This is a genomic window from Alterileibacterium massiliense (assembly GCF_900104645.1).
GTDB lineage: Bacteria > Bacillota > Clostridia > Peptostreptococcales > Anaerovoracaceae > Alterileibacterium > Alterileibacterium massiliense.
Genome location: NZ_FNWE01000001.1, coordinates 211120 through 238118 on the forward strand (window position 1 = coordinate 211120; position 26999 = coordinate 238118).

Below are 26999 nucleotides of genomic sequence, written 5' to 3' on the forward strand. Positions count from 1 at the left end.
ATGAAACAAGATATGAAAGAACAATTATTAACAAAAAGACCAATAGACTTGTTATTTCAATTATCTATACCGGCTGTTATCGGAATGATTGTTATCGGCTTATATCCGTTAATGGATGGAATATTTGCTGGAAAAATCATAGGGCAAACAGCAATGACTGCCTGCGGCGTTGCAATGCCACTTACCTTTTTTAACAGCGGTGTTTCAACTTTACTTGGTGTAGGTTCTGCATCTGTACTTTCAAGAGCAATCGGTAAAGGAGATCAAAAAACTGTAGATAAAATAATGGGCAACCTAATCTATTGGGTGATTTTCTTCTCTGTAATTATTACAGTTGGAGGAATACTTCTTGCTCCACATTTCTTGTCTATGGTTGGAGCAACAGGTGAAATCAAAGCCTATGGCATTAGATACCTTAGAGTGATCTTTATAGGCTCTTTGTTTGTAAACTTCACACAGTCCGCAAACATGGTTATGCGTGGTGAAGGACTGATGAAAAAAGCTATGACGATTATGGGACTTGGGGCATTACTGAATATTATTCTTGACCCTATCTTAATGACTGTTATGGGTGAATATGCGATTGAAGGTGCTGCCCTTGCAACCATCACAGCACAATTTGTTCAGGCAGTGGCAACACTACATTATTTCTTGAAAAAGAGTAAAGTTGTTAAAATCCATAAGATAAAGTCTAATCCGGAGATAAAAAAAGAAATGTTTGGGGTAGGATCATCAGCTATGATGATGCAGCTTTTATTTATGATACAACAAACTATGCTTTATAAAATGGCATTTAAGTATGGCGGAGATACCAATGGAATTTTGATGGCGGCATCACTTCGTGTATATGCCTTTTCATTTATTCCTCTTTGGGGAATGAGTCAAGGCTTGCAACCTGTTGTTGGAACAAACTTTGGGGCAAAACAGTATGACAGAGTAAGAGAAGCTATGAAGGTCTTTTCTATTGGCGGTTTAGTTCTTGCAGGAATCTTTTGGGTTCCATCCCTATTGCTGTCAAGTCAGATACTTTCGCTATTTGGTGTAGAAGCAAACATCATTGCACAAGGGGTTGGAAATTTTAGATTGTTCTATTCCGTCTTTATCTTGTATGGAGTAATGGTTATGACTGTTACTTTCTTCCAATCAATCGGAAACGGAAAGAAAGCCGGAACTATTGTTATGCTTAGACAGTTATTCTTATTTGTTCCCGCAATGATCTTTTTGCCAATGGCATTTGGAGTAAAAGCAGTTTGGTTTACGCAGCCACTTGTTGATTTCATTATGATTGTTGTTGGAATCTTCATGATGCTTGGAGAACTAAATAAGATGAGCAAAGAAAAAGTACAAGCATAAAATTTCTTATTATGTGCGTGAATACCTGAAATAGTAGAAGGCTTAATTTATGAGGAATGGTTAGCTATAAAATGGAGGGATAGAAATGGAAAAGTCTATATATTTATTTGAAAGAATAAACCACAATAAAAATAGTCCTTTTTCCTATAAGCTTTATAGCTGTTTGTCTTTCCATATGTTCGTCTAAACAATTAAATATAATTAAAGGAAGAACAAGTTTCTTTCGTTTTAGAGGACTTCTTATGCCAAGATGCAGGAGTCCTCCTTTTTTTGCCTGAAAACGCAGACAAAAAAAGAATGGAGGAAACATTATGGCAAGAGAATATTACCTTTATGTCAGAGGAGAAAAGGTAAAAGTCAGTGAGCAGATATACAAAGTCTACTGGCGAGAAAGAGAACACGAGAAGTATTTAGAGCAGGTGGACAGAAAAAACCACTTGCTCTTTTTTTCATCATTGGATCATGACGGACACTTTGTAGATAACATCGCTGATGAAAGCGTTGATGTAGAAAAGATTGTTGAAACACAGATGATGAATGAAACCAGATAAGGAGAAAACGTAAATTGTGTTAATGATAGCAGACATGATTATGGAGTGAATATCTTATTTGGAGGAAAAACAAATGGTACAATCAATCTTTGAGGAAATGGGCGGCAGATACGAACGGCAAGGCGAATACATTTTACCCTGCCTTACCATACCACCCGAAAAGGAACAGCCGATAGACTTATTCGGACGGCGGCACTTGGACTATCTGCGGGAGTACCGCAAAATTACATACACCAATCTTCTCACAAGCGGCAGGCTCAATGCTTACCTTGCCGACATTGACAGACAGGCACAGGAACGCTTTGAACGGCTCATAGAGGGCATGAAACAAGCACAGGGCATAACAGAACAGTTAAAGGCAGAAAACGCCTTAAAATGGACTGGAAGAATGAATAACATAAGGGCTTGTGCGAGGGAGATTGTGGAAAAGGAAATTATTTTTGCATAAACAGATGATTAGTGGCAGGGTGAAATCCTGCCACTTTTTCTGCTTTAGTTTGTCAGCTTGACAAATAAAGGGTTAAGGAATATAATTAGATTCAGTTTTATACAAGGAGTTAATAAATATGCGGCAAGGTATTCTTAAATAAACTGTCAATTTGATAGTGGGAACAAAAAGTAGCAGTCCCGTTTCACTTTTAATATGGGGCTTGGTTTTTTGTACCCAGTTTAAGAATACTTTTATCATGTAATTTTATATGCCCGAAAACATATAAGTGTTTTGGGGCTATGGGAGTTATTTACCCAGTGATAGGAGTATTTATCACTGGGTATTTTTATGCCCTTTTTTGGGTGTTGATAGGAGGAAAATCACATGAAAATAATTAACTTAGGCATTCTGGCTCACGTTGACGCAGGAAAGACAACCTTAACGGAGAGTTTATTGTATACCAGTGGTGCAATTGCAGAACTAGGGAGCGTAGATAAAGGCACAACAAGGACAGATACAATGAATTTGGAGCGTCAAAGGGGAATCACTATCCAGACAGCAGTGGCATCTTTTCAGTGGGAGGATGTAAAAGTCAACATTATAGATACGCCAGGCCATATGGATTTTTTGGCGGAAGTATACCGTTCTTTATCCGTATTAGACGGAGCAGTATTATTAGTTTCTGCAAAGGATGGCATACAGGCACAGACCCGCATACTGTTTCATGCACTACAGACAATGAAGATTCCGACAATTTTTTTCATCAATAAAATTGACCAAGAGGGGATTGATTTGCCAATGGTATATCGGGAAATGAAAGCAAAGCTTTCTTCGGAAATTATAGTGAAGCAAAAGGTTGGGCAGCATCCCCATATAAATGTAACGGACAATGACGATATGGGACAGTGGGATGCGGTAATTATGGGAAACGATGGACTATTAGAGAAATATATGTCAGGGAAACCGTTTAAAATGTCAGAACTGGAACAGGAAGAAAACAGGAGATTCCAAAACGGAACGTTATTTCCCGTTTATCACGGAAGCGCTAAAAACAATCTTGGGATTCGGCAGCTTATAGAAGTGATTGCCAGTAAGTTTTATTCATCAACGCCTGAAGGTCAATCTGAACTATGCGGGCAGGTTTTTAAGATTGAATATTCGGAGAAAAGGCGGCGTTTTGTTTATGTGCGTATATATAGCGGAACATTGCATTTGAGGGATGTTATTAGAATATCTGAAAAAGAGAAAATAAAAATCACAGAGATGTGTGTTCCGACAAACGGGGAATTATGTTCATCCGATACAGCCTGCTCTGGTGATATTGTAATTTTACCAAATGATGTTTTGCAGCTAAACAGTATTTTGGGGAACGAAATGCTGTTGCCGCAGAGAGCATTTATTGAAAATCCTCTCCCTATGCTCCAAACAACGATTGCAGTAAAGAAATCTGAACAGCGGGAAATATTGCTTGGGGCACTTACAGAAATTTCAGATGGCGACCCTCTTTTAAAATATTATGTGGATACTACAACGCATGAGATTATACTTTCTTTTTTGGGGAAAGTGCAGATGGAAGTCATTTGTGCCATCCTTGAGGAAAAATATCATGTGGAGGCAGAAATAAAAGAGCCTACTGTTATATATATGGAAAGACCGCTTAGAAAAGCAGAATATACCATCCACATAGAAGTCCCGCCAAACCCTTTCTGGGCTTCTGTCGGGTTGTCCATAGAGCCGCTCCCTATTGGAAGCGGAGTGCAGTATGAAAGCAGAGTTTCACTTGGATATTTAAACCAATCGTTCCAAAATGCGGTTATGGAGGGGGTCCTCTATGGCTGCGGGCAGGGGCTGTATGGATGGAAAGTGACAGACTGTAAAATCTGTTTTGAATATGGATTGTATTATAGTCCTGTAAGTACCCCCGCAGACTTTCGGCTGCTTTCCCCTATCGTATTGGAGCAGGCTTTAAAAAAAGCAGGGACAGAACTATTAGAGCCATATCTCCAATTTGAAATTTATGCACCGCAGGAATATCTCTCACGGGCGTATCATGATGCCCCAAGGTATTGTGCAGATATTGTAAGTACCCAGATAAAGAATGACGAGGTCATTCTGAAAGGAGAAATCCCTGCCAGATGTATTCAAGAATACAGGAACGATTTAACTTATTTCACAAATGGGCAGGGAGTCTGCTTGACAGAGTTAAAAGGATACCAGCCAGCTACTGGTAAACTTATTTGCCAACCCCGCCGCCCGAATAGCCGTATAGATAAGGTTCGGCATATGTTCCACAAGTTAGCCTAACAGCTTGCGAAAGTCGTATAAAATGAGATTTGAAAGGATTAGAAGCTAATTATGATGAAATGCGAATAGATATTGTGCCCTGTTTGTGGGAGCAAAACCCGTAATAAAATTAGGAAAGACACTGTTTTGAAGAAGTTTTGAAGAATTATCCCCTTTATTGTCCAAAATGCAGACAAGAAAGATTGATTAAAGTTGACAACTTGAAGATAACTGTCATCAAAGAGCCAGACGCTTAAGACGCAGAGTCGATGAAATTGTGGAACAATTCACGAATCATCGGCTCTTTTTGTTTCGTATTTGAAAGAACAAACTCACCAAATAAAAAAACGATATTCGGGTGGGTTATTTTGTTATACCCTAAATTACCCTCTGAATTTGTTTTTAAATTTGGAGGGTTTTTATGTTCCTTTTTTCGGGCGGTTGTCCATCTGCTTATATAAAGCAAAGTTTATCTATACATAGCATATCAGGGACTGGCAGGAAGCCAGTTAAAAAAATCCCTGCCAGTGCAACGGTACTTCTCACCATGAAGGTAGAAGTACAATCTCCATACAACAGAATTAGTATTTCCCATAACCGTAGAGGTCACAGAGCCTTTGCGGTTTTTCTTTTGTCGTTTTTTATCGGAATACGCCGCAGGGCTGTTACTTGTTTTGGGTGTCGTTCCCCGCCTCTCCATCTGGATTTTTACATTTCATCGCAGGCTAAAGCCTGCTCAATTCAGATTGATTGGAGGAAAAAAGAATGGCATATAACAACGGACGTGAGGACAGGAAGTGGCGTATCTGGAAAGAAGCCGAGGAAAAAGTGTTGCGGGAACATGGAGTTGATGAAACTACCATTGAACAAATCCGTATAGACGACAGGGCAGACTTTAATTCCAACAGGCGGTTTTACCATTGGACAAGCGATTTCGGGGAATACCTTGAGGGAATGGCAGACAAAGAGCAATCATCCGAGATAAAGACCGTTACGGATTTATTAGATGAAATCGAGGATGAAAATCTGTATCAGGCATTGCTTACGGTGGACAGGCGTACTCTGCAAATCGTTCTGCTGAAAATGCAGGGCTATTCCACAAAAGAGATTGCCCCGCTTGTGCATTTAACGACGGGTGCTATCTATGCACGGTTAGACCATCTCAGAAAAAAGTTGCAGAAGATTTTATAGGCATCTAATACAGCACGCTTTCTTATGGGCTATTGGGTGGGGGATAAAATTCTCCCGCCCAATTTTAGAATAAGTGAATAAAATCCCTGTCCATAGGGAATACTAAAAAGTTTGTGCAAAATCTTGACAGCCATATTGCCGCTATGGTATTCTAAAATACAAATGGGGAAATTGGAAGATTGAAAATTAAATAAGTACATAGATATAAAATTGAAATGTTGGTCAATCGACAAGGCTGACATGGGTTTTGAATTTCAAAGCCGCTACATAACATTGCGAATCAGATTGAGAGGGAATCCTCTTGTCGTTCGTGGTGTGGTGCAGCGGCTTTTTCATTTATCCAAAAGTCAAAGGTAATCAAATCCAGAACGGAGGTGGAAGCACATAGGATTTTCTTTTCGGAGGGTAAGGGCAGGTATAAAGAATGTCGCTGCACAGAAAAGTTGCCCTGCGGAGATGTCCGCAGGGATAGCGAGCATCGGATTGTGTCAGCCACAATCCCAATCCACAGCCTAAAGGCGTGTGGACTAACTTAGGGGACAGGTCTACGCTCCGCTTCGGTCGGCGCTAAGCGGACGTCCACTGGACGTCCAGCGCCCCTAGCTACCCCGATAAAAGAAAAAATAAGACTGGAGGATTAAGAAAAATGAGTAGAGAAAAATCAGAAAAAGTATGCATTACTTTTAGATTGAGCGAAGAAGAACATGAAAAATTAAAGCAGTATTCATCCGCCTGCGGTCTGTCCGCAGCAGAATTTATGCGTCAGTTATGCAGGGGAAATGCCCCACAGCCAATGCCGCAAACCGAGTTTTGGGAACTGCTAGGCAAGCTCTATGAAGTGCATGATGCTTTCAGAAAATGCGTCCCTTTCTATCCTGCCGCCGCTGAAATCTGTAAGGAGATTGAGCAGTTAGTGATGGATTTGCAGCAGAGATTTACTATGCCACAACCGTTTGATATGGAAAAATATGCAGGGAAAGGGGTAGTCTGATATGGCGGCAACGAGCCTCTGGCACATCGAAGGACGGTTGAAAGACCTGATTTCTTATGTGGAAAATCCAGAAAAGACCGTGCCGAATAAGGAGATGCAGGACTTCTTTGACGTGTTCTCCTATGTGAAAAATCCAGAGAAAACGGACAATGGAGAGTTTGTTTCCGCCATCAACTGTTTAAAAGAAACAGCGTTACAGCAGATGATTCTGACGAAAAAGCAGTACCAGAAGACAGGCGGGTATATCGCTTGGCACGGCTACCAGAGCTTCAAGCCAGACGAGGTAACGCCCGAACAATGCCACGAAATCGGCTTGAAACTGGCAAGGGAGATGTGGGGCGACAAGTACCAGATAATCGTTGCCACCCACCTTGACAGGGGGCATCTCCACAACCACTTCTGCTTCAACTCCGTTTCCTATCTGGATGGGAGCAAATATAATTACTCAAAATCGGAGCAGAAACGGCTAAGGGAAACGTCAGACCGCTTGTGCAGAGAGTACGGATTATCGGTGATTGAGAACCCGAAGAAAGCCCCTTCAAGACCGCTGTATCTGGATGAAAAGAGCGGCAAGCCGACACGCTACAACGTCTATCTGGAAGATTTGGCGGAGGCAATCAGCGGCAGTCGGGATATTCCGCACATGATGAGATACCTTACCGACAAAGGCTACGAGGTTGATTTTTCGGGCGGGCATTGGAAGATGAAGCTGCCGCAGTATAAGCATTTTACAAGATTAGATACGCTTGATGAACGCTTAACGCCCGATTTTATCCGCTCACATTTAGGCACAAGGGCAAGGTACGGGAACTATAAAGCGAGGATTTCCTACTCTCCCCATATGCCAGAGGAATATAAAAAGGCTTGGAAACCGCACCAGAAAACCACGGGAATCTTAGCGTTGTATTATTACTGGTGCTATCAGTTGGGGATATTCCCGAAAGGCACGGACTACAAGCCGACAAGCCCGCTGATGAAAGAGGAGCTTCGGAAACTGGACGAGATTACCGCACAGGTACGCTATATGTCAGAGCATGACATCTCCACCCTCTCCGATTTGCACGCCGACAGGGAGAAAAACCAGACGGAAATGGACATGCTTACCGACTATCGGCGGCACTTGCAGAATAAGATACGGCGTGCTTCACCCGCCGAGAAAGAAACGCTCCGAGAAGAAAAAAACGGAGTGACGGAGCAGATAACAGAACTGCGAAAGCGGCTGAAATATGCGGATGGAATTGAAAAACGCTCTGCCCACATTGATGATTGTTTAAACCAAATCCACGATACGGCTGAAAAACAGCGTTCAAACCAGAACGGGAGGGCAGGCAAAACAGACCGCAGGAGGGAGGAATCATTGCGATGAGCAGAAAGTCCGAAGAAGAAATACAGGCAATCATGGAGGAATACAGGGACGCCCCTATGGTAAATCCCGATAAAGTATATCCCCCTCTGCCGCCCGTCCAAAACGTCACTCCCCTTGTCCGTGTTCCAGAGCAGATGAGCTTTACCGAGAAAATCGGCGGCACGGAATACACCGTCGACGCCCATTTCCGAAAGGACGGGCGGGATTTGCTTTCCAAGCTTACGGATATTTTTATGCGTGGCATGCAGGGATATGAATGTTATAATGACGGGGATTGGAGTGGCGATGACGGAGCATAGCAGACCGCAGAAGAATTACCGCTTTAAAGCGTTGAAGTTTGAGGACAGGTATGGTACACTGTACCTACACTTCACAATACCGTGTCTGCTGTCGGAAAGGAGAACCTTATGAAAAGACAGCAGGAAAAATTTACCGCCTTGTACTGCCGTTTAAGCCAGGACGACGGACGGGAAGGCGAGAGCAACAGCATTGTAAACCAGAAAGAATATCTGATGAAGTACGCAAAGGAACACGGTTTCCCTAACCCGAAATTCTATGTGGACGACGGCTATACGGGTACGAATTTTGACCGCCCAAGCTTTAAGGAAATGTCGGCGGATATTGAAAAAGGGCTTGTAAAGACAGTCATTGTCAAAGATTTGTCACGCTTCGGCAGGAATTATATTGAGGTCGGCTCTTACTCCGAAATCATCTATCCCGAAGCGGGCGTGAGGTTCATCGCCATCATGGACAACGTGGACACTGGCAGCCTTGAGAGCAATGAATTTGCCGCCTTTACCAACCTTTTTAACGAATGGTATCCCAAAAGCACGAGCAAAAAGGTAAAGGAAGTTAAGAAAGCGAAGGGGCTTGCAGGCGAACATCTGGGTGCGCCGCCTTATGGATATTTACGGAATCCAGATGACAAGACCCGATGGCTTGTGGACGGGGAAGCGGCGGCAGTCGTCCGCAGGATATTCTCCCTCTGCATGCAGGGAAAGGGCGTGTCTGCCATAGCCACAACCCTCTGGAAAGACAGGACGCTTACCCCGTCAGCCTACAAAGCGTCAAAGGGAATCGGCGTTGCAAAAGTGTCGGAAGACCCGTATTGCTGGGAAACATCTGCCGTAGCCGCCATTCTGGAAAACGTAGCATATATCGGCATAACGGAAAGCTTCAAATCCACAAGGCTTGGCTTTAAGAGCAAAAAACGCATCCCCACCGCAAAGGACAGGCGGGCGTATATCGAAAATGCCCATGCCCCCATCATTGACAGGGATATATGGGAAAAGGTACAGATAATACGGGAAAACAAACGCAGACCGAACAAAAGCGGGATTACGAGCATGTTTTCTGGACTGCTCTATTGTGCCGACTGCGGGGCAAAGTTAAGCCTTGCCACTGCCAACGGATACGCCCATTTCCGCTGTTCGCAGTACAAACGGACGAGCCGCACGCAGAACTGCACGCAGCATTATATCCGAGAGGACGCATTAAACCAGTTGGTTTTGAAACAGCTTCAGCATTTCCTGTCCTATTTACAGCAGTTTGAGCGGGTATTTATCCGACGGCAGATAGACACCACCCTTGCGGAACGCCGATACGAACTGTCCGCAAAGCAGAAACAGATAGAAAAAGACGAAAAGCGGATGGATGAGCTTGACCGCCTGTTCCGCAAAATCTACGAGGACAATGTCAGCGGAAAACTGAATGACGAACGCTTTTACAAGCTGTCAGACGGATATGAAGCGGAGCAGGGACAGTTAAAGCGTGAAATCGAAGCGTTGACCGCAGAGGTCAGCCAAGCCGATATGGAAGTGACCAATGTAGCAAAGCTGATAGCCGTCACGAAGAAATATACCCGCATTGACGAACTCACGCCCGAAATCCTAAACGCATTTGTGGATAAAATCGTAATCCATGAGCGTGAGAAAAAGGACGGGAAACGGACACAGCAAATCGACATTTACTATTCCTATGTCGGGATTGTGGATATTCCCACAGACGAGGAAATGCGGGAAATGGAGCGGGAATATATGCGGCGTACTACACGTCAAACCGCCTGAATAAAGGCGAAAGCAGGAGTAAATCTGTACTCCTGCCGATACATATCTATTTTTATCCCTATCTGGTTTAACTCATGATTGAAACAGTCAGAAATGCTATATCAAGGCTCAATGCTGAAGAAAGGGATATTATTGAACGCTTGTATTTCAATGATGAAACGGTTCGTTCAGTGGCAAAGATCAAAAGTATTACACATCCGGCTTTAATCAAAAGAAGAAACAAAATACTTGAAAAGTTAAAAAAATTCATCGAAGAACTGTAGAACTTCGGTAACCAAAGGGGTCAAATTTTCCTTATGTAAAGTGAAGGGGAATTTGACTTCCTTTACTTTATTCAATAAGAGAGAAGCCTGCTTATGGCAAATAGGAAAATGTAAAGAAAATAATCCCTTTCAAATATTGATCTTTGACAACTGAATAGACCAAGGTAGGACTTTATCTACTTGTGGAGAATTATGACTTACGCCATGATCTTTCTGCTGAAAGCAATTTCGGTTCTATGAATACTGGGTTAGCCAAGGATACAAGAAAGTGAGCGATAAATAAGAATACATAAAAAACAGAGGTGGCAATCTGTTCGGTGATACAAGTAGTGATAATGATACTTCAATAGTTTAAGCCGGCTCGTCTTAATAAGGGGCGGAGGTGAGATTCCTATGTTGCTGCCAAGCACCTACCAATGTCATAAAACTTAGTAAGATAAATAATAGTTAATTAAGGAAAATTTAAAGCGGAGGAGGTGTGTTAGTGGATAATGACTGGAATGGATTGGCTGATTTAATTGCGAATCTGATTACAAAGTACGCTGGAGTTTTAGATTTAGATAATCTTCCAAATCCAACTCCAGTAAAAAATATAGAAGATAAAAATAAATTTGACATAGCAAAAACACAGATTGAGAAAAAACGATAAAAGTGCTATAATATACTTGATATATAAGTCCAAACCACAATTGGTAAAAATATAAAGATATAGAAAAGGATATTGAGGTTAATGCTATGTCAAAAGAAAAAATAAAAGTATACCTCTATACAAGAGTATCTACATCAATACAGATAGACGGTTATTCTTTAGAGGCACAAAAATCAAGAATGAAGGCTTTTGCTCTCTATAATGATTATGAGATTGTTGGTGAATACGAAGATGCGGGTAAGTCTGGAAAATCTATAGAAGGTAGAGTTCAGTTTACTCGTATGATGGAAGATATAAAATCTGGAAAGGATGGGGTGTCTTTCGTTCTTGTATTTAAATTATCGAGATTTGCAAGAAATGCTGCTGATGTACTTTCGACTTTGCAAATAATGCAGGATTATGGAGTTAATCTTATCTGCGTTGAAGATGGCATTGATTCATCCAAAGATGCTGGGAAACTAATGATTTCTGTTTTATCAGCAGTGGCTGAAATAGAAAGAGAAAACATTCGTGTCCAAACAATGGAAGGTCGTATTCAAAAGGCAAGAGAGGGTAAATGGAATGGTGGCTTTGCTCCGTATGGCTATAAACTTGAAGACGGCAAGCTGTTTATAAATGAGGAAGAGGCAGTTGCCATAAGAACGATTTTCGACCAGTATGTAAATACTACGATAGGAGCCAATGGGATATCTAAATACTTAGAGAATCATGGAATTAGAAAAATCCCAAGACAGAACGGAAAGAATCCTTTGTTTGATGCAGGTCTTATAAGAAAGATATTAAAGAATCCTGTATATAATGGGAAAATAGCATTTGGAAGAAGAACTTTAGAAAAAGTTCATGGTACAAGGAATGAATACAGACAAGTAGAGCAGGACGATTATTTAGTAGCAGAAGGCATTCATGAAGCAATAATCCCAGATGAATTGTGGCAGGCTGCACAAGTTAAGCTGAAAGCACAAGCTAAAAAGTATGAACATGTAAATAAGGGCAAGAACATGAGGACACACTTATTATCAGGAATAGTAAAGTGTCCGATATGTGGTGCTGGAATGTTTGGAAACAAATCCATAAAATATAAAAAAGATGGGACGAAGTATAAAGACTTCTATTACTATGGTTGTAAGCATAGACTTATGAATAGAGGACATAAATGCACCTATAACAAACAAATTAGAGAAGAATTGTTAGATGATGCTGTCGCTGAGGTAATAATCAAGTTAGTTAGCAATCCTAAATTTGCATCTATGATGAAGGAAAAAATCAACATGAAGGTTGATACATCAGCGATTGAAAATGAGATAGATAATTATCAAAAAGAGCTAAGGAAAAGTCATTCCACAAAATTTAAGCTCATTGAGGAAATAGATAATTTAGATGTTGATGATAAGCACTACAAACGAAGAAAACAGGATTTAGATGATAGACTTTATCGTATGTACGATAAAATTGAAGAATTAGAATCATTGTTAATTGATGCAAAAGCAAAGAAACAAACTATTGAAGCTGAAAAACTTACTGGCGATAATATATATAAGGTTTTGATTTATTTTGACAAACTTTATAAAGTCATGAACGATGTTGAACGCAGGCAGCTAATAGAAGCACTCATCTCTGAAATTCAAATTTATGAAGAGAAGCAGGCAAATGGGCAATGGCTAAAATCCATTACTTTTAAGCTACCTATCATTGATGAGGATCTAAATATAAGTTTGGACAATGATGAGCATGTTGAGAGTGTCTGTTTGCTGTCAAGAAAATAAGATAATGGGTTATAAGACTGTTGAAATCAATGGAATTTAGAATTTAAAAGAAGCCTTAAAAGCCAATTTTATATTTGGAAAACAACTTGTAGGATAAGTTCAAGAATAGATTATTGCAGGGTGTGAGGATACTATGGTTATTTTAGGTGGAGTTAACGGGGTGGATAATATAGAGCTACTTATCATATAATAAAAATATATAATAATTAAGTTGAATTAAGGGTTCAATATGAATAAAAAATGCATATGATATTACCTAAAAAATAATTACAAATCCAGCGAGCAGGAATCTATGCACGAGTCAGCATTGCGGATAGAGACCAGTTAAATACTTGGTTGCTCAAATATCTGCTTTAACTAGACTCTTATTATTCCAATTGGAAACTTGTAGATATTGATATTGCATCAGGCATGGCTAAATCAAGCAGAAAAGAATTCTTAAGAATGCTTGAATATATAAAGAAAGAAGACATTATTATAATCGTTACAAAGAGCGTTAGCCTATATGGTTGAGACACAGCAATTGCCTTAGAAGGATTAAAATTAATTAAGCAATCCATTGCAATAATCATCTTTGAACAAGAAAACTTAGATAGACAAGAAGATGATACAGATATGATATATACATTATGGAATCTTTAGTGCAATCAGAAAATAAACAGCGAAGTGAAAATATAAAATGGGTTCTAAAAAAAGAGCGACACAAGGCACATCAAAACTTTATAATCGAAAATACTGTAGCTATGATCATGATGAAAATGGAGACTTGATTATAAAATTCCAACAATCAAAAATAGTCAAGAAAATATTTAATTGGTACTTAAATGGGATAAGCTTCATAGGCATTGTCAAAGAACTTGAAAAAGAGAATAAAATCCACAACAGGGAAAACAAATGGCCTAAGAGAAGTATTGAGAGCATGTTATAAAATGTAAAGCATACAGGTTCTGTAAAACTAATAGATTCAGTAAATAAAGATAATTATTATCTTCAAAAAGACAATCATGAATCAATTATTACTGATGAAGTATTTAATAAAGTTCAAGAAGAAAAACCAAGTAGAAGTAATCTTGATTAAGAGAATAATAGAAAGAGTAGAAAATATAGTTCAAAAAATACAGTTAAGAATAATTAATAATCGAGAATGTAAAATTGCAGAAATAAATGAGGTAAAATGGTGAAAAGAAAACAATATAATGATTTTTATTTTATTAATGACGGTAGAATTCATACATTAGCTGAAGTTCAAGAGCGATATGAAAAAAATAATGGAGATATATCTTTTTTTCAAGGTCGTATGAGATGCCCAGAATGTAAAGAAGCTATACTATCTTTTACACATAAAACATCAAGGTGCCGTGAATATTTATCAAAAGAACCTAGTTCAAGTCATTTAGATAACTGTTCCTATAATTATGATTATGCTAGTAAAAAACAAATAATTGAGTATGTAGAAACAATTAGTGAAGATCAAATTCAAGATAGGCTCGAATCAGCATTAAATATGCTGATGAATAGAGATTCATCAGTAGATATAAGCATAAAAAGTCAAACACAAGGAGATAATCCACTTATTATAAAAAGTTTTAACGGGGGAAATTCAATAAAACGAACAATCCCAAGAAAGAGTCTTAGTATGTGGTTAGATAAAGAATATGAAGATAAAGTTTTTATATTCTATGGAAAAGTTAAATTAAAGGTTGAGCCAGTGAAACAAGCAGAGCAAGAGGGGCGAGTCGAGCCATTTGAAGAATTTTTTAAATTATTAATTTATACCAAAAGAAGAGATGGGACATGGGGATATAAAACAAAAGTATTTCGTGGAAGAATTGAAGATAAAATAGATGAGAATAAAGAATATGATATAGCAATTTTAGGGTATCTCGACTTTTCTTATGGGAGAACACCAGAAATAAAGATGGTAAAATACAATTCGTTACTATACAGATAAATAGCCAAATCAAAATAAATAATAGTGCGTACAATAATGATGAAAAAGAAGAATATTTAGCTATTTTATGAAATAATAACAAGATAGAATATAACCTAAATATCACATGTGGAAGCCATAGCGTTAATACAAAAGATATAAATTTAGAAATCCTGCATTTTAAGCAGTTTTATAAGCATTTTATTTTTGAAAAAGATTAAGAGGGATACATCAAAAATACTCAATAAAATCATATGATTGTAAGAGTAGTTTTGCAACTGGTATGAGGAAACATAAAGATAAAAGTAGTAATATAAACTCATTTTGTACTTTCTACAAGAGTAGCTTAATAAGCTACTCTTTTTTTATTAAAGGGAGTAAGGACTCGCTACATCCTTTTCAAAATACAAAACTCTAATAGCCAACTTTACATATTCGCTTTTATAGCATATAATAAAAGCGTAAATGAGAGGGGGGCGGACTATGAATACACTTAAAGAATATATACAAGAAAAATTAGTAATCACAAACAAAGAAGCAGAAGAACTTGGAAATACCAGGCATAATTTATCAGAATTAACAAAGAGTGGACAATTAGAAAGATTAAGACCAGGACTATATCAATTAAAAGGAAAAGTTATAGACGATTTTGTTTTAATATCATCAAATAGTAATCGAATTATATTTTCCCATCAAACAGCCCTATACCTCCACAACCTATCAGATAGAACTCCAAATGTATTTCATATATCTGTACCTCAAGGCTATAATGCCAGCCATATCAAAAAAAGATATGAAGATTTACAAGTTCACTATGTAAAAAAAGATCTATACGAATTCGGAAAGACAGAAATAAAATCACCGCAAGGCAATTTTATACCAGTTTACGACATTGATCGAACAATTTGCGACATTATAATCAACAGAGAAAAAATAGATAAACAAATTTTCACAGAAGCCTTAAAAAGATACTTTAAATCATCAAATAAAAATCTAAGACGACTCATAAAATACAGTAGACTATTTAAAATAGAAGATGAAATTAGGAAATATATGGAGGTATTATCGTGATTAATATCGAGAGTATAAAGGGCAAGATAAGAAGCATGGCAGAGAAGAAAAATTTAAAATCCCAAGAAGTTCTTTAAATATATTTTTTCAAAAGATTTTTAGAAAGGCTATCTAAATCAAAGTACAAAAATAATTTTGTAATAAAAGGTGGATTCCTTATATCATCATTAATCGGAATTGAAAATAGAACAACTATTGACATGGACACAACCATAAAAGGCATAGCCCTAAAAGAAGAAAAAATAAAAGAAATTGTAGAAGAAATAATAAATATCAATGTAGATGATGGAATAAAATTTGAAATAAAAGACATCAGTTATATTAGGGAAGATGATGAGTACGAGAACTTTAGAATTTCACTAATAGCAAATGTTGGGAAAACTAAAAATCCAATGAAACTAGACCTAACAACAGGAGATGCAATAACACCAAGGGAAATAGAATACACATATCCCTGTATCTTTAGCAAAGAAAATATAAAAATAATGGCATATCCATTAGAAACAATTTTAGCTGAAAAATACGAAACAATAATCAGAAGAAATATAACAACGACAAGAATGAGAGACTTTTACGACCTGTATACCCTCTACAAACTAAAAAAAGATGAGATAAACTATGAAATTTTAAAAGAAGCAATAGAGAGAACCTCAAATAAAAGGGGAAGTCAGGAGATAATGAAAGACTATGAGGAAATAATCGAGGACATAAAAGAAGATTTATACCTAAGATCCTTATGGGAAGTATATCTCAGTGAAAATAAGTATATTGGAGATTTGACTTTTGATAAGGTGGTTGATGTAGTGACGATTATTTCAAATAGGGTTAGTGAGATGTAATATTCCAGGGTACTGTTTGGAAATTATAGACAAGAAAATATTAAGTATTAGAAGTAGAATTAATCTACTTCTTTTTTAACAGACAAATGTTATTTCAAGGATAACGTTTTTATATTAAACGAAAATTTAATGGTATAATATAATAAATAGTAGTTTTTGACGTAGAGCATATTGAGAATTTTTAGTTATAATCTATTAAAAAAACGGATAGATTTAGACATGATAAGTCATGAATTGATGGGAAAGGCAAAAGTTAGTAAAAGTAAGTTTTATAAAATGAAGAACGGGAAAATATAAATGCAGATGTTTTTCTTAGAATTTGTGATTTTTTTGATTGGGGTATGCTAGATATATTAGAGTGCATAAATAAAGATTATATATAATATACGAGTTAGTAATTAGAAGTAAGTTTTCATATATTAAATTAATTATTTTAGTGATTAAATTTCTTAAGTTGAGATATAACAAAAATAAAATTAAAGGAGAAAAAATTGAGTCATAATCATTCAACAAATATAGAAGTAAATAATTATTTACATATTTATTATATTAGTTTTGATTTACTTGATAGTGGATATGGACAAGTAAAAGATAAGTTCTATGATGAACTTTTTGATGATATTCCTGCTTTTGCGTTTGGTACTGATGTGATGAACGAGAAAAAAGATAAAATTGGTTTAGTACCTACTGTAAGAGAAGCAATGAAAAAACTATATACAATAAAAGAAATTCAAGAAGCCAGTAGAGAATATTTAAATTCTAATTCAACAGAAGACAAATATATCAAGAGAGGAGAATTTGGAGAGTTACTTCTATATCATCTTTTACACGAATACTTTAGAGCCGATGCATTAATATCTAAAATATATTTTAAAGATAGTGTGGGTAGTGTTGCCCATGGATTTGATGCGGTTCATGTAGATGTTAAAGAAAAAATTATATGGTTAGGAGAATCTAAACTATATAAAAATCCTAAAACAGCAATTGATGAACTTGCAAAAGATGTAGTGAATCATTTTAATGTTAATTTTCTAGACAGCGAATTTCAAATAATTACAAATCGAATACACGATTCTAAAGCAGCTTGTGATGATTTTATTTTAGAATTATTAGATCCTAATACTAAAATTCTCAGAAAATTAGCCAATATTAATGTATGTTTGTTTGCTGCGTTTGAAAGTGATAGCTTAGCAAATTTTAATAAAGATAGTTTTGAGGAAACTTTAAATAAAGAAGTTGACAAGCTATATAATAGGATGAATAATTTGTTAAAATTACATCCATGGTCAGATTCTCTCAATGTTTATTTGTTACTGTTTCCTTTAGATAACAAGAGAGAATTTGTATCTTCTTTGCATCAAAAATTAAAAGGAGGACAACAAATTTGAATGAAGTTATGGAATTTAATATTAAATATTTGAAAAATTTTGAATATAATTGGAAATGTACTAAGTATTATTCTTCTGTTATAGATACAACTGAAGCTAGAAAAATTTTAATAAATATACTAGAAAATTGGGATAAAGTAAATAATGAGGCTAAATTAATTTGGTTGGACTTGGTTGAAAGAGCAGGTTTTTATCCTTATTATATTGACAAAATTAAAAATATTGAAAATTATAATCAGTCTTTGCAATCTAGTATTAGAAGTAATTTTTTTAAATCTGAATATTTAACTGGTGTATACTTTCATGAGAAACAAAAGGAAATTGAAATAGCAATTAATTTAAAGAAAAATGTTGCGGTTAGTGCACCTACGAGCTTTGGAAAAAGCCTACTTATTGAAGAGTTTGTTGCCAGAAAACAGTATAGAAATATTTTGATAATTCAACCAACACTTGCATTAATTGATGAAACACGAAAAAATATGTGTAAATATTTAGATTATTATAATATTGTTATTAACACCAAACAAAAAGCTACAGATAGAAATATTTTTATTTTGACAGCAGAGAGAGTACTTGAATATGAGGCTATGCCTAAAATTGATTTTTTTATTGTTGATGAATTCTATAAGGTTAGTAATTTGAGAAATGATGATAGAGTGGATGCTTTAAATATTTCTATAATGAAGATAATGAATGATAAACCTCAATCTTTGTTTTTAACACCTTCTGTTAACTCGCTTTCAGATAAATTTATAAAAATTTATGATGTGGAATTTTTCAAGACAGATTATTCATTGGTGAATACTAATATTATAGAAGTTCGAAAGAACAATAAACCATTTAAAAACAAAGAAAAGAAACAAGAGCTATTTAAATTGCGTAAGGGCCTAAAAGAGCCAAGTATAGTGTACGTAAAATCACCTAATGAAGCATATAAGTTAGCAAATGAGTACATAGACTACTTTAAAAATGTTGATGTTGTGAATAGAAATTTACCAATATTTGAATGGATGGATGAAAATATATCTGAAAAATGGGATCTTAAAAAACTCATGAAGTATGGGATTGGAGCTCATAATGGGGCTTTACCAAGGCATATTGTTTCTTCTGAAATTGAAATGTTCAATGAAGGGATTCTACAAATTTTGTTTGCCACTGTATCATTAATAGAGGGAGTAAATACGGTTGCGAAAAACATATTAATATTCAGTAATAATAAAGGCATTAAAGTTATAGATTTTTTTGATTTTGCAAATATCAAAGGAAGGGCGGGAAGAATGGGAAAGTATTATACAGGAAATGTTTATTTATTTAATGAACAACTTTCACCTGAAGATTTTTCCATAGATGTTCCTTTTATTGATCAAAAAGATATTTCAAATGAGATTTTATTTAATATCCCTGATGATTATGTTGAAGATAGAGATAGAAGGAACAGTTTAGTGTCAGGAATACCAGAAGAATTACAAACTATAATAAGAAAAAATTTAATTTCTGTTGAAGGGCAGAAGAAATTATATAATTATATTAAATCGAATGTTAATAATTTATCGTATTTAAAGTGGAGTAAAATTCCTTCATTTGAAGATTTGTGGAAGACACTAAACTTGGCTTATAAATTTTTAGAAAATAATGATAATGAAAAGTTTGCAAAATTACAAGCTCTAATGTCATTAGATATTGTTAATATGCCTTTAAAAGAAGTAATTTATAAAAAAGAAGCCTATATAAGCACAGCAGATCCAAATAAAAATTTTCATGAAAAAGCTATCGATGATGTTTTAAAGTTTGTTAGAAATGATGCAAATTATAAAATTCCAAAGCTACTGTCAGTTGTAGAGTCTATTCAGAGATATGTTTTTGAAAATATCCATAATGGTACATCTGGAGATTATAGTATATTTAGTTCATTATTAGAGAATGGCGAGATAAGTGAAAATTTTAGATTTTTAGTTGATTATGGTGTACCATTATCAGCTGTGAAAAAAATAGAAGTTGAATTTAACAAGTGTAACAAAGAAAACCATGATAACATATTTATATTACAATGGTTGAAACAAAATATTAATATATTTAATAGTATATTACTGGAATATGAGTATAATTTACTGAAAAAATCTTTAAATTTTTGAATATTATGTAGAAGATGGATAGTTTTAAAGGGGTCTGTGAGTCTGTAAATAATTTTGTGTATCAATGTTTGACCATTCCTATAGAAATGAAGCTTTTCTTAATTTTACACAGTTTCGATGTATTTTTGTAATGGCCATACTAATCACCAGAACTTTCTTTTGCTTTATTAAGAAGCAGGGAATGGATCTGCCATATTCTCTTGATAATTTTTCTATCTGCCTATTCATAGATTCAATTTCATTTTTGTAAATAACACCAGTTGTATTAGTAGCTTTTGCAATCTGGTTTATGTTATTTGTTGCATTTGAAAGTAGCCATTGTAGGTTTCTAAATGGTTCTAAATCTACGACATAAATCTCTTTTTCCAATACACATTTTCTAAGAAAGTGGGACATTGTTTTACAATTTGCAAGCTTCATTTTCTTCTTTAGTTAATTTAATTTCTATTCTTTCATTTCTAAATCTATTTGCCATTTTATTCTCCTTTATAAAATATATTTCGGGGTCTTAGGGTTTCCCCTAACAGGGGTTTTATATACGCTGTAAAGGGAGCCTAGATGCCTTGAATAACCCTTTTGTGAGCAAGCTTGCCATACATCTAGCAAATGGAGATGTGAGGATTTCTATGGTGTAAATCATTAATCCACTTGAGCTCCATCTCAGTATGAGAATTAGGATGTGGGCTTAAAGGTTTATGAGACTTGTCTCTAAGAGAGTACCTATCCCCGTTAAATCGCTTATTCCAACGCATCAGAGATACCTTTGATATATATGATACCTTCGACAGACAAAATTGATAGAGCAACCACTACTATATAGCTTTACAGAGTAATACCTAGTGTCAATAGTGTGGGGCAAATATATCTCAGAATGTGTTATACTGTTCATAGCGATTGAATGTCCTTTCGTTAGATGATTTTGTGGTAAAACCATTCTAACGGACTCAATCGCTTTTTTCTATCCCTAATGTCTCACATCTATTGTATAGTTACAGAAAGTTTATTAATTAGAGAAAATCTAGTATATCTATACTGCGATGAAAAAATATAATTATATTAATGGAGAAAAGTTTAATATGAGAAACATAGAAAAAATTGAGATGGCAAAGAGAAAGAATATTATTCTTCCACCCGAACTAGCAAGTGATAAAAATATAGTTGGAGTATATAAAATATTTGCTGTAAAAGATGAAATTAGTACATGCTTATATATTGGGAAATCCACGAATATATCGTATAGACTACTCGGTTCGGGAGGTGGTCATATTTATATGTACTTAAATAATAATTTTTCAAAGTTAGTTCCATTCATAATAGATAAATATATTAATCAGGGATACATAATACAAATAGAAATAATGCCAGTTGAATATAACGACGAGTTTTTTCAAGAGCAGCACATAGGTTAGCATTAGTAGAAATTAGAGAAATCGTTAAATATCAAAATTTGGGACAATGCCTTGAACAAATACCGGAAGGTGTTGGTATGAATGAAGTAAAATTTTGGCAGGAAAATTATAAAATGTAAAATTAAATTAAAAAATCAATTTTATGAACTTGCATCCAAATATTAGTAGTTATTTAAAGATAGATATTGTATTATTTTAATAACTGAAATTAGATTAAGCGTGCAAATTATTAAGAATTTGTTGAATATGGAAGCGTGTATTGTTTGGAAAAAGTATAAAATTTAAAGCAAAATAGTATAAGGGGTTAAAAATAATGGATTTTGCTATATATGAATTTCCATTTGGATTATTAAAAATTGGATATAAACGAGATTCTTTAGTCTTATTAAAAAAGATTGATGAAACAAGCGATTATGGGAAAAAGACGGAATTTACCGACTTGGTTTATAAAGAGGTTATGGAATATCTGAGTGGAAAGAGAAAAGCATTTGATTTCGCTTTTGAGCTAGATGGAACAGACTTTCAAAATAAAGTATGGGAAGAACTAACGCATATCCCTTATGGAGAAACACGCACATATAAAGAAATAGCAATAGCTATTGGAAATCCAAAGGCAAGCCGAGCAGTAGGGATGGCAAACAATAAAAATCCAATTTCAATTGTTGTACCTTGCCACAGAGTCATTGGATTTGATGGTAAATTGGTAGGATATGCTGGAGGATTAGACATGAAAAAAGCCTTAATAGATTTGGAACTGAGAAACATTACAGAGAAACAGTGCAAAGAACCAGTACAGAGAAATGATACAGAAAAATATTAAAGGTCATTCAAATAGTTAATATATAAATGAAGGTAATTTTTCTGCTAGGGTTGTTATTACTCAAAACAGTTGATAATAGCTTACAACACATTATCATTCCGATAATTTCTTTATATTATTCCAAACACATTGCCATTATTCCGATAAACGGCTATTATGAAGAAATAATATTTCAGCGATGGCAGATATGTTTGTAAGATATATAAATCAGAAACTAGATTTATATTTATCTATTCTTGATTAGTAAATAAAGAATTTTATTAATTTGAGTTTATAAAAGAGGGTTACTCATAATGATAATATTAAAGATTTTTCTTATAATCGTAGGTCTTGTATCCACTATATTTGGATATTTGATTTATTTTAAGAAAAAGTACGATCTAATAAATGGTTTTGAAGAAGCTTATAAAGCAGGTAGAAAAACAAAATCATATGCAAAGAGAGTTGGATTGGTAGAATTGATAGTTGGAATTATACTAACTATATTTGGTATCTCTACGATTATTATCAAATAACAGTTTCGAAGTATTTAGAGGAGTTCAAAAACATGGGATTTTGGATTTTTATGTTTATAATTACCTTGTTGATACCAGCAGCCTTATTATTAACATGGTATATATGTCCAAGACTCAAAAGAATTAATAATTTAAGCGGATATAGGTCAAAAATGTCTATGCAAAATCAAGAAACATGGGATTTCGCTCAAAAATATTGCTCAAAAATATCGCTTTATATGTTTTTTCCTTCGTTGATATTAGGCATTGTAATCATGCTTGCAATAAGCAGTAAGTCAATTGGCTGGATAGGTTGTACAGGGCTTGGTATTATAATAATTCAAATGATGAGTTTTGTTGTAATTATGATCTTTACTGAAAAGGCTTTAAAGAAGACTTTTAATGAAAGCGAACAAAAAGATTAATATAAAATTGTGATGCTCCTAGGATTAAGTCCCTAGAATTAAGAAAAATAATTTAAATTTAAGATGAAATATATGTATAAGGCTCTGCAGAAATGCTGGGTCTTTTTTATTTTGCACCTCTTTAATGAAAGTTTTGCAATGGTATGATATATTGTAAAAAATATAAAAGTGAGATTTTATTAAAATGTAAAAGAATTTTGACAGACAGAAAAGATAGATGTAAATATACTTTGATAGCAACAATATGACTTTTCGATTAGCATGAAAATGTCAAGGAGATGAAGAGATGGAACTTGGAAAACAAATAAAAACATATCGTCAGAATGCTAAGTTGTCCCAAGAGGAATTAGCCAATCGCATATATGTTTCAAGACAAACAATATCAAATTGGGAAAATGATAAAAGCTATCCAGATATGAATAGCTTGGTATTGCTTAGTGAAATCTTTAAAACCTCTATTGACAATCTAATCAGAGGAGATATTGATATTATGAAAGAGGTAATTAATAAAGAAGAAATTGCAAAATTTAATCATTATGGAAGAATTTACTCGATAATGTTAATTGCGACTGTTGTATCTGCGGTTCCGCTTTTTATGTGGCTTGGCACATGGGGGTTCATTCCATGGGGAATTATTTTTGTAATCGCCTTGTATTATGCTTTTAAGGTTGAAAAAATAAAAAAAGATAATGATGTTCAAACATATAAGGAAATTGTTGCATTTTCTGAAGGAAAACTATTAGATGATATTCAAAAACAGCGAGAAATAGTTAAACGACCATATCAAAAAATTTTTTATTTAATAGGTGCTGCGATAATAACAGTTATCGTTTGTACATTAATTGGAATTTTGATTAATTTGTTTATGAATTAATTATCGGACAAGCCATAATTTCAACCCTATATTCAAAATTAAAATTCAATAAAATAATTCATTAACTCTGGATATATTATGGGCAAAAGAGTGGATTGATATATTATATTGGCTATTGAAATTAATATTGTTAATTTATACCCCTCGAATTTTATATTTTATATAAAACTTTATAATTTTTTAAAAGTTTGCATTAATTAAATTACAAGAAATCGATATAATTATTTGATAAATTAAAAATGAAAGGGAAGTAATTTGTCTTTGATTAAACTTGAAAACCTCACATTTTCATATTATGGGTGTGCAAAACCAGTATTTGATAATGTATCTTTTTCATTTGACACGAACTGGAGAACAGGATTAGTAGGTAGAAATGGGATTGGCAAGACCACTCTTTTAAAGCTACTTCAAAATAAGGAAGTCTATCAAGGAAAAATTATCAAAAATGTCGAATTTGTGTCCTTTCCTCCAAATATCAGCGGTGACTCAAAGACAGCCATAGAATTATTTCAAGCACTTACTTATGATGAAGAATGGAAATTGTTTAGAGAGATTAATTTGCTAAATTTAGATAAGAATATTATTTATAGAAAATTTAGCACGCTCTCTAAAGGAGAACAAACAAAAATCCTTTTAGCTATTTTATTTACAAAAGAAGATGGTTTTTTACTCATAGATGAGCCGACAAACCATTTAGATATGGAGGGAAGAAAACTTGTAAGTGAATATCTGAAAAGCAAAAAAGGATTTTTGCTCATTTCTCATGATAGAGATTTTTTAGATGGGTGTGTCAATCATATAATTTCGATTAATAGAAGCACTATTGATGTACAGTCCGGTAATTTCACATCTTGGTATGAAAATAAAATGATGAAAGAACAGTTTGAAATTAGCAAAAATGAGAGGTTAAGAAAGGATATAAAAAGATTAAAAGAATCTGAAAGGCAAAGTCATACTTGGTCTGACAAAATTGAAAATACGAAAAATGGCATAAAAGTATCCGGTGTAAAACCTGACAAGGGACATATTGGACATAAGTCAGCTAAAATGATGCAGAAGTCAAAGAATTTGAAGAATAGATTAGATAAAGCAATAGAGGAGAAGAAAAATTTATTAAAAGATGTTGAATCAAAGGAAGGTTTATCATTATATTCACTACGGCATCATAAGGAAAATTTATTAACAGTTAACAATTTATCATCGTATTATGGAGATAAACAAGTATTAAACAATATAAGTTTTGAAATAAAACAGGGCGATATAGTAGCTATATATGGAAGTAATGGCAGCGGGAAATCAACCTTAATTAAGAGTATATTAGGGTTTAATCAAGAATATTCTAAGTATACAGGGGAGATAAAATTAGCAAATAATTTAAAAATATCATATATTCCTCAAGATATAGGTGATTTAAAAGGGAACTTAAATGAGCATATTTATGGGCAAAATATTGATGAAACTTTGTGCAAAACAATTTTAAGAAAATTAAATTTTTCGAGAGACTTATTTGATATGGATATGAGGGGCTATAGTTATGGGCAGAAAAAGAAAGTGTTAATTGCTATTAGTTTATCAAAACCAGCTCACTTGTTTGTATGGGATGAGCCACTTAATTACATTGATATAATATCTAGAATACAGATTAAAGAAATTATAAAAGAAGCAAAGCCAACGCTAATATTTGTAGAACACGATAGGCGATTTGTAGAAGATATTTCAAATAAAATAATACAATTATGAAATTATAAAAACACTTTATAGTTTAAAAGACATGAAATTTTACATAACAAAGTGCAATAATAAGCCTAAAGTGTATACAGGGAGGTGTGTTAAGCAGTGGATAGAAATAAGTTATATGAAATAATTGATGAATACTGGAGAGATTTTAATGATAAGAAATATTTGAAAGGAATATGCCATCCTTCAATACCTATTATTTGGTTTGGAAATATTGATAAATATTTTAATTCAAAGATAAGGACAATTACAGTTGGATTAAATCCATCAAATAATGAATTTATGGATAATAATATTAAAAAACTGTCATTTAGAATTGAGAATGCAAATATTTTTTTAAATAAAAACTATTTAAATAATAAAGAAAAAGATATGTTGATTGATTCTTATAATAATTATTTTAATAATAATCCGTATACAAAATGGTTCAGCTGGAATGATAAAAAAATAATGCGTTTTATAAATTGTAAAGGAGGATATGATGTTGGATACAATGCGAATTATGATAAGCTAAATCATATTAATACAGCAATACATGTTGATTGTTGTAGTGCAATTGCAACAGATCCAACAATAAGCGGACTGAAAAGAAAATATAATAAAACTTATAAAATACTCCCCAATATGGATTTGTTTGTAAGATTTATTAATTTTTTAAAACCAGATGTAATACTTTTTTCAAGCAACTATAATATATTTAAACAATTTATGCAAAAATATTGTAAAAATGATAGATTAAAACCATTTTATGGAGATTCAGATAATTATCCTAAGAAAAAGGGGAAATTAAATGCATTTATAGTAAAAGATAAATTGCTTATTCATGGTAGAAACATGGGAACACTTTTTTCACCAATTAAAGATGAAGATAAAATAAAATTTTTTAATAATATTTTTAAGGAGGATAAGTTAGATAAAAATTAAACTAGATAATTGGGTAACATATGTGTTACAAGACTATAAGAAACAATTAT

General features: G+C 34.3%; 25 protein-coding genes and 3 pseudogenes. 27 read left to right on the plus strand and 1 reads right to left on the minus strand.

Going from position 1 to position 26999, the window contains the following annotated elements:
* The 20 genes and pseudogenes from BQ5371_RS01060 (at position 1) to BQ5371_RS01145 (ending at position 20266) form a co-directional block, all read left to right on the plus strand.
* The gene (locus tag BQ5371_RS01060) at positions 1-1353 is read left to right on the plus strand and encodes an MATE family efflux transporter (protein ID WP_000806663.1); all 1353 of its coding nucleotides are present in this window, start codon (positions 1-3) and stop codon (positions 1351-1353) included.
* 311 nt (positions 1354-1664) lie between these two features.
* Positions 1665-1895, plus strand: a pseudogene (locus BQ5371_RS01070) (sigma-70 family RNA polymerase sigma factor); the annotation flags it as partial.
* 82 nt (positions 1896-1977) lie between these two features.
* Positions 1978-2352 (plus strand): TnpV protein, encoded by a 375-nt coding sequence (locus BQ5371_RS01075; protein ID WP_054353813.1) that lies wholly within the window; start codon positions 1978-1980, stop codon positions 2350-2352.
* A 366-nt stretch (positions 2353-2718) separates the two neighbouring features.
* Positions 2719-4638, plus strand: coding sequence for a tetracycline resistance ribosomal protection protein Tet(O) (tet(O), locus tag BQ5371_RS01080; protein ID WP_071132114.1), 1920 nt, complete (start codon positions 2719-2721; stop codon positions 4636-4638).
* A 72-nt stretch (positions 4639-4710) separates the two neighbouring features.
* Positions 4711-4779, plus strand: a complete 69-nt coding sequence (locus BQ5371_RS07180; RefSeq protein ID WP_230315044.1) for a cysteine-rich KTR domain-containing protein — start codon at positions 4711-4713, stop codon at positions 4777-4779.
* Positions 4776-4874, plus strand: coding sequence for a cysteine-rich KTR domain-containing protein (locus tag BQ5371_RS07185; protein WP_258773544.1), 99 nt, complete (start codon positions 4776-4778; stop codon positions 4872-4874). The genes BQ5371_RS07180 and BQ5371_RS07185 overlap by 4 nt, the downstream gene beginning before the upstream one ends.
* 508 nt (positions 4875-5382) lie before the next feature.
* Positions 5383-5808, plus strand: coding sequence for a sigma-70 RNA polymerase sigma factor region 4 domain-containing protein (locus tag BQ5371_RS01085; RefSeq protein ID WP_071132115.1), 426 nt, complete (start codon positions 5383-5385; stop codon positions 5806-5808).
* Positions 5809-6454: 646 nt separating this feature from the next.
* Positions 6455-6799 (plus strand): plasmid mobilization protein, encoded by a 345-nt coding sequence (locus BQ5371_RS01090; protein WP_071132116.1) that lies wholly within the window; start codon positions 6455-6457, stop codon positions 6797-6799.
* A gap of 1 nt (position 6800) precedes the next feature.
* Positions 6801-8165: a relaxase/mobilization nuclease domain-containing protein gene (locus BQ5371_RS01095; protein WP_071132117.1), complete on the plus strand. Its 1365-nt coding sequence runs from the start codon at positions 6801-6803 to the stop codon at positions 8163-8165.
* Positions 8162-8464: a hypothetical protein gene (locus BQ5371_RS01100; protein WP_071132118.1), complete on the plus strand. Its 303-nt coding sequence runs from the start codon at positions 8162-8164 to the stop codon at positions 8462-8464. The genes BQ5371_RS01095 and BQ5371_RS01100 overlap by 4 nt, the downstream gene beginning before the upstream one ends.
* A 108-nt stretch (positions 8465-8572) precedes the next feature.
* On the plus strand, positions 8573-10231 hold the full coding sequence (locus BQ5371_RS01105) for a recombinase family protein (protein ID WP_071132119.1): 1659 nt from the start codon (positions 8573-8575) through the stop codon (positions 10229-10231).
* 71 nt (positions 10232-10302) lie between these two features.
* Positions 10303-10494, plus strand: a pseudogene (locus tag BQ5371_RS01110) (sigma-70 family RNA polymerase sigma factor); the annotation flags it as partial.
* Between the two features lie 484 nt (positions 10495-10978).
* Complete coding sequence (locus BQ5371_RS07035) at positions 10979-11143, plus strand: hypothetical protein (protein ID WP_050973567.1); 165 nt, start codon at positions 10979-10981, stop codon at positions 11141-11143.
* Positions 11144-11229: 86 nt separating this feature from the next.
* Entirely contained in the window at positions 11230-12906 is a 1677-nt protein-coding gene (locus tag BQ5371_RS01115) for a recombinase family protein (protein WP_071132120.1), read from the plus strand.
* Positions 12907-13585: 679 nt separating this feature from the next.
* Positions 13586-13834, plus strand: a complete 249-nt coding sequence (locus tag BQ5371_RS07050; protein WP_205408019.1) for a recombinase family protein — start codon at positions 13586-13588, stop codon at positions 13832-13834.
* Positions 13835-14080: 246 nt separating this feature from the next.
* A complete protein-coding gene (locus tag BQ5371_RS01125; protein ID WP_071132121.1) occupies positions 14081-14857 on the plus strand; it encodes a hypothetical protein in 777 nt (258 codons plus the stop codon).
* Between the two features lie 462 nt (positions 14858-15319).
* Positions 15320-15907: a type IV toxin-antitoxin system AbiEi family antitoxin domain-containing protein gene (locus BQ5371_RS01130; RefSeq protein ID WP_071132122.1), complete on the plus strand. Its 588-nt coding sequence runs from the start codon at positions 15320-15322 to the stop codon at positions 15905-15907.
* A gap of 77 nt (positions 15908-15984) precedes the next feature.
* Entirely contained in the window at positions 15985-16746 is a 762-nt protein-coding gene (locus BQ5371_RS01135; protein ID WP_071132123.1) for a nucleotidyl transferase AbiEii/AbiGii toxin family protein, read from the plus strand.
* 491 nt (positions 16747-17237) lie between these two features.
* Positions 17238-18134: a HamA C-terminal domain-containing protein gene (locus BQ5371_RS01140; protein ID WP_071132124.1), complete on the plus strand. Its 897-nt coding sequence runs from the start codon at positions 17238-17240 to the stop codon at positions 18132-18134.
* Positions 18131-20266 (plus strand): DEAD/DEAH box helicase, encoded by a 2136-nt coding sequence (locus tag BQ5371_RS01145; RefSeq protein WP_205408020.1) that lies wholly within the window; start codon positions 18131-18133, stop codon positions 20264-20266. The genes BQ5371_RS01140 and BQ5371_RS01145 overlap by 4 nt, the downstream gene beginning before the upstream one ends.
* A gap of 139 nt (positions 20267-20405) precedes the next feature.
* Here BQ5371_RS01145 and BQ5371_RS01150 read toward each other — a convergent pair.
* Positions 20406-20741, minus strand: a pseudogene (locus tag BQ5371_RS01150) (plasmid mobilization relaxosome protein MobC).
* 601 nt (positions 20742-21342) lie between these two features.
* On the opposite strand from BQ5371_RS01150, the gene BQ5371_RS01155 reads away from it, so the two are divergent.
* The 7 genes from BQ5371_RS01155 to BQ5371_RS01185 all read left to right on the plus strand — a co-directional run bounded on the left by BQ5371_RS01155 (position 21343) and on the right by BQ5371_RS01185 (position 26949).
* A complete protein-coding gene (locus tag BQ5371_RS01155) occupies positions 21343-21675 on the plus strand; it encodes a hypothetical protein (RefSeq protein WP_235821159.1) in 333 nt (110 codons plus the stop codon).
* 313 nt (positions 21676-21988) lie between these two features.
* Positions 21989-22495, plus strand: a complete 507-nt coding sequence (locus BQ5371_RS01160) for a methylated-DNA--[protein]-cysteine S-methyltransferase (RefSeq protein ID WP_071132125.1) — start codon at positions 21989-21991, stop codon at positions 22493-22495.
* A gap of 293 nt (positions 22496-22788) precedes the next feature.
* Positions 22789-23010: a DUF3784 domain-containing protein gene (locus tag BQ5371_RS01165; protein WP_071132126.1), complete on the plus strand. Its 222-nt coding sequence runs from the start codon at positions 22789-22791 to the stop codon at positions 23008-23010.
* 32 nt (positions 23011-23042) lie between these two features.
* Positions 23043-23414 (plus strand): SdpI family protein, encoded by a 372-nt coding sequence (locus tag BQ5371_RS01170; protein WP_071132127.1) that lies wholly within the window; start codon positions 23043-23045, stop codon positions 23412-23414.
* A 286-nt stretch (positions 23415-23700) separates the two neighbouring features.
* A complete protein-coding gene (locus BQ5371_RS01175; RefSeq protein WP_071132128.1) occupies positions 23701-24288 on the plus strand; it encodes a helix-turn-helix domain-containing protein in 588 nt (195 codons plus the stop codon).
* 255 nt (positions 24289-24543) lie between these two features.
* Positions 24544-26028, plus strand: coding sequence for a ribosomal protection-like ABC-F family protein (abc-f, locus tag BQ5371_RS01180; protein ID WP_071132129.1), 1485 nt, complete (start codon positions 24544-24546; stop codon positions 26026-26028).
* A 96-nt stretch (positions 26029-26124) separates the two neighbouring features.
* Positions 26125-26949, plus strand: coding sequence for a hypothetical protein (locus BQ5371_RS01185; RefSeq protein ID WP_071132130.1), 825 nt, complete (start codon positions 26125-26127; stop codon positions 26947-26949).
* Positions 26950-26999 lie beyond the last annotated feature (50 nt).

Bases quoted from the DNA above. Each gene is read 5' to 3' on its own strand.
- BQ5371_RS01085 (WP_071132115.1), top strand. From the start codon at position 5,383: ATGGCATATAACAACGGACGTGAGGACAGGAAGTGGCGTATCTGGAAA.
- BQ5371_RS01165 (WP_071132126.1), top strand. From the start codon at position 22,789: ATGATAATATTAAAGATTTTTCTTATAATCGTAGGTCTTGTATCCACT.
- BQ5371_RS01155 (WP_235821159.1), top strand. From the start codon at position 21,343: ATGAGAAACATAGAAAAAATTGAGATGGCAAAGAGAAAGAATATTATT.
- BQ5371_RS01060 (WP_000806663.1), top strand. From the start codon at position 1: ATGAAACAAGATATGAAAGAACAATTATTAACAAAAAGACCAATAGAC.
- BQ5371_RS01105 (WP_071132119.1), top strand. From the start codon at position 8,573: ATGAAAAGACAGCAGGAAAAATTTACCGCCTTGTACTGCCGTTTAAGC.
- BQ5371_RS01160 (WP_071132125.1), top strand. From the start codon at position 21,989: ATGGATTTTGCTATATATGAATTTCCATTTGGATTATTAAAAATTGGA.
- BQ5371_RS01075 (WP_054353813.1), top strand. From the start codon at position 1,978: ATGGTACAATCAATCTTTGAGGAAATGGGCGGCAGATACGAACGGCAA.
- BQ5371_RS01175 (WP_071132128.1), top strand. From the start codon at position 23,701: ATGGAACTTGGAAAACAAATAAAAACATATCGTCAGAATGCTAAGTTG.
- BQ5371_RS01115 (WP_071132120.1), top strand. From the start codon at position 11,230: ATGTCAAAAGAAAAAATAAAAGTATACCTCTATACAAGAGTATCTACA.
- BQ5371_RS01170 (WP_071132127.1), top strand. From the start codon at position 23,043: ATGGGATTTTGGATTTTTATGTTTATAATTACCTTGTTGATACCAGCA.
- BQ5371_RS01125 (WP_071132121.1), top strand. From the start codon at position 14,081: ATGGTGAAAAGAAAACAATATAATGATTTTTATTTTATTAATGACGGT.
- BQ5371_RS01095 (WP_071132117.1), top strand. From the start codon at position 6,801: ATGGCGGCAACGAGCCTCTGGCACATCGAAGGACGGTTGAAAGACCTG.
- BQ5371_RS01130 (WP_071132122.1), top strand. From the start codon at position 15,320: ATGAATACACTTAAAGAATATATACAAGAAAAATTAGTAATCACAAAC.
- BQ5371_RS07050 (WP_205408019.1), top strand. From the start codon at position 13,586: ATGGGTTCTAAAAAAAGAGCGACACAAGGCACATCAAAACTTTATAAT.
- BQ5371_RS01100 (WP_071132118.1), top strand. From the start codon at position 8,162: ATGAGCAGAAAGTCCGAAGAAGAAATACAGGCAATCATGGAGGAATAC.
- BQ5371_RS01090 (WP_071132116.1), top strand. From the start codon at position 6,455: ATGAGTAGAGAAAAATCAGAAAAAGTATGCATTACTTTTAGATTGAGC.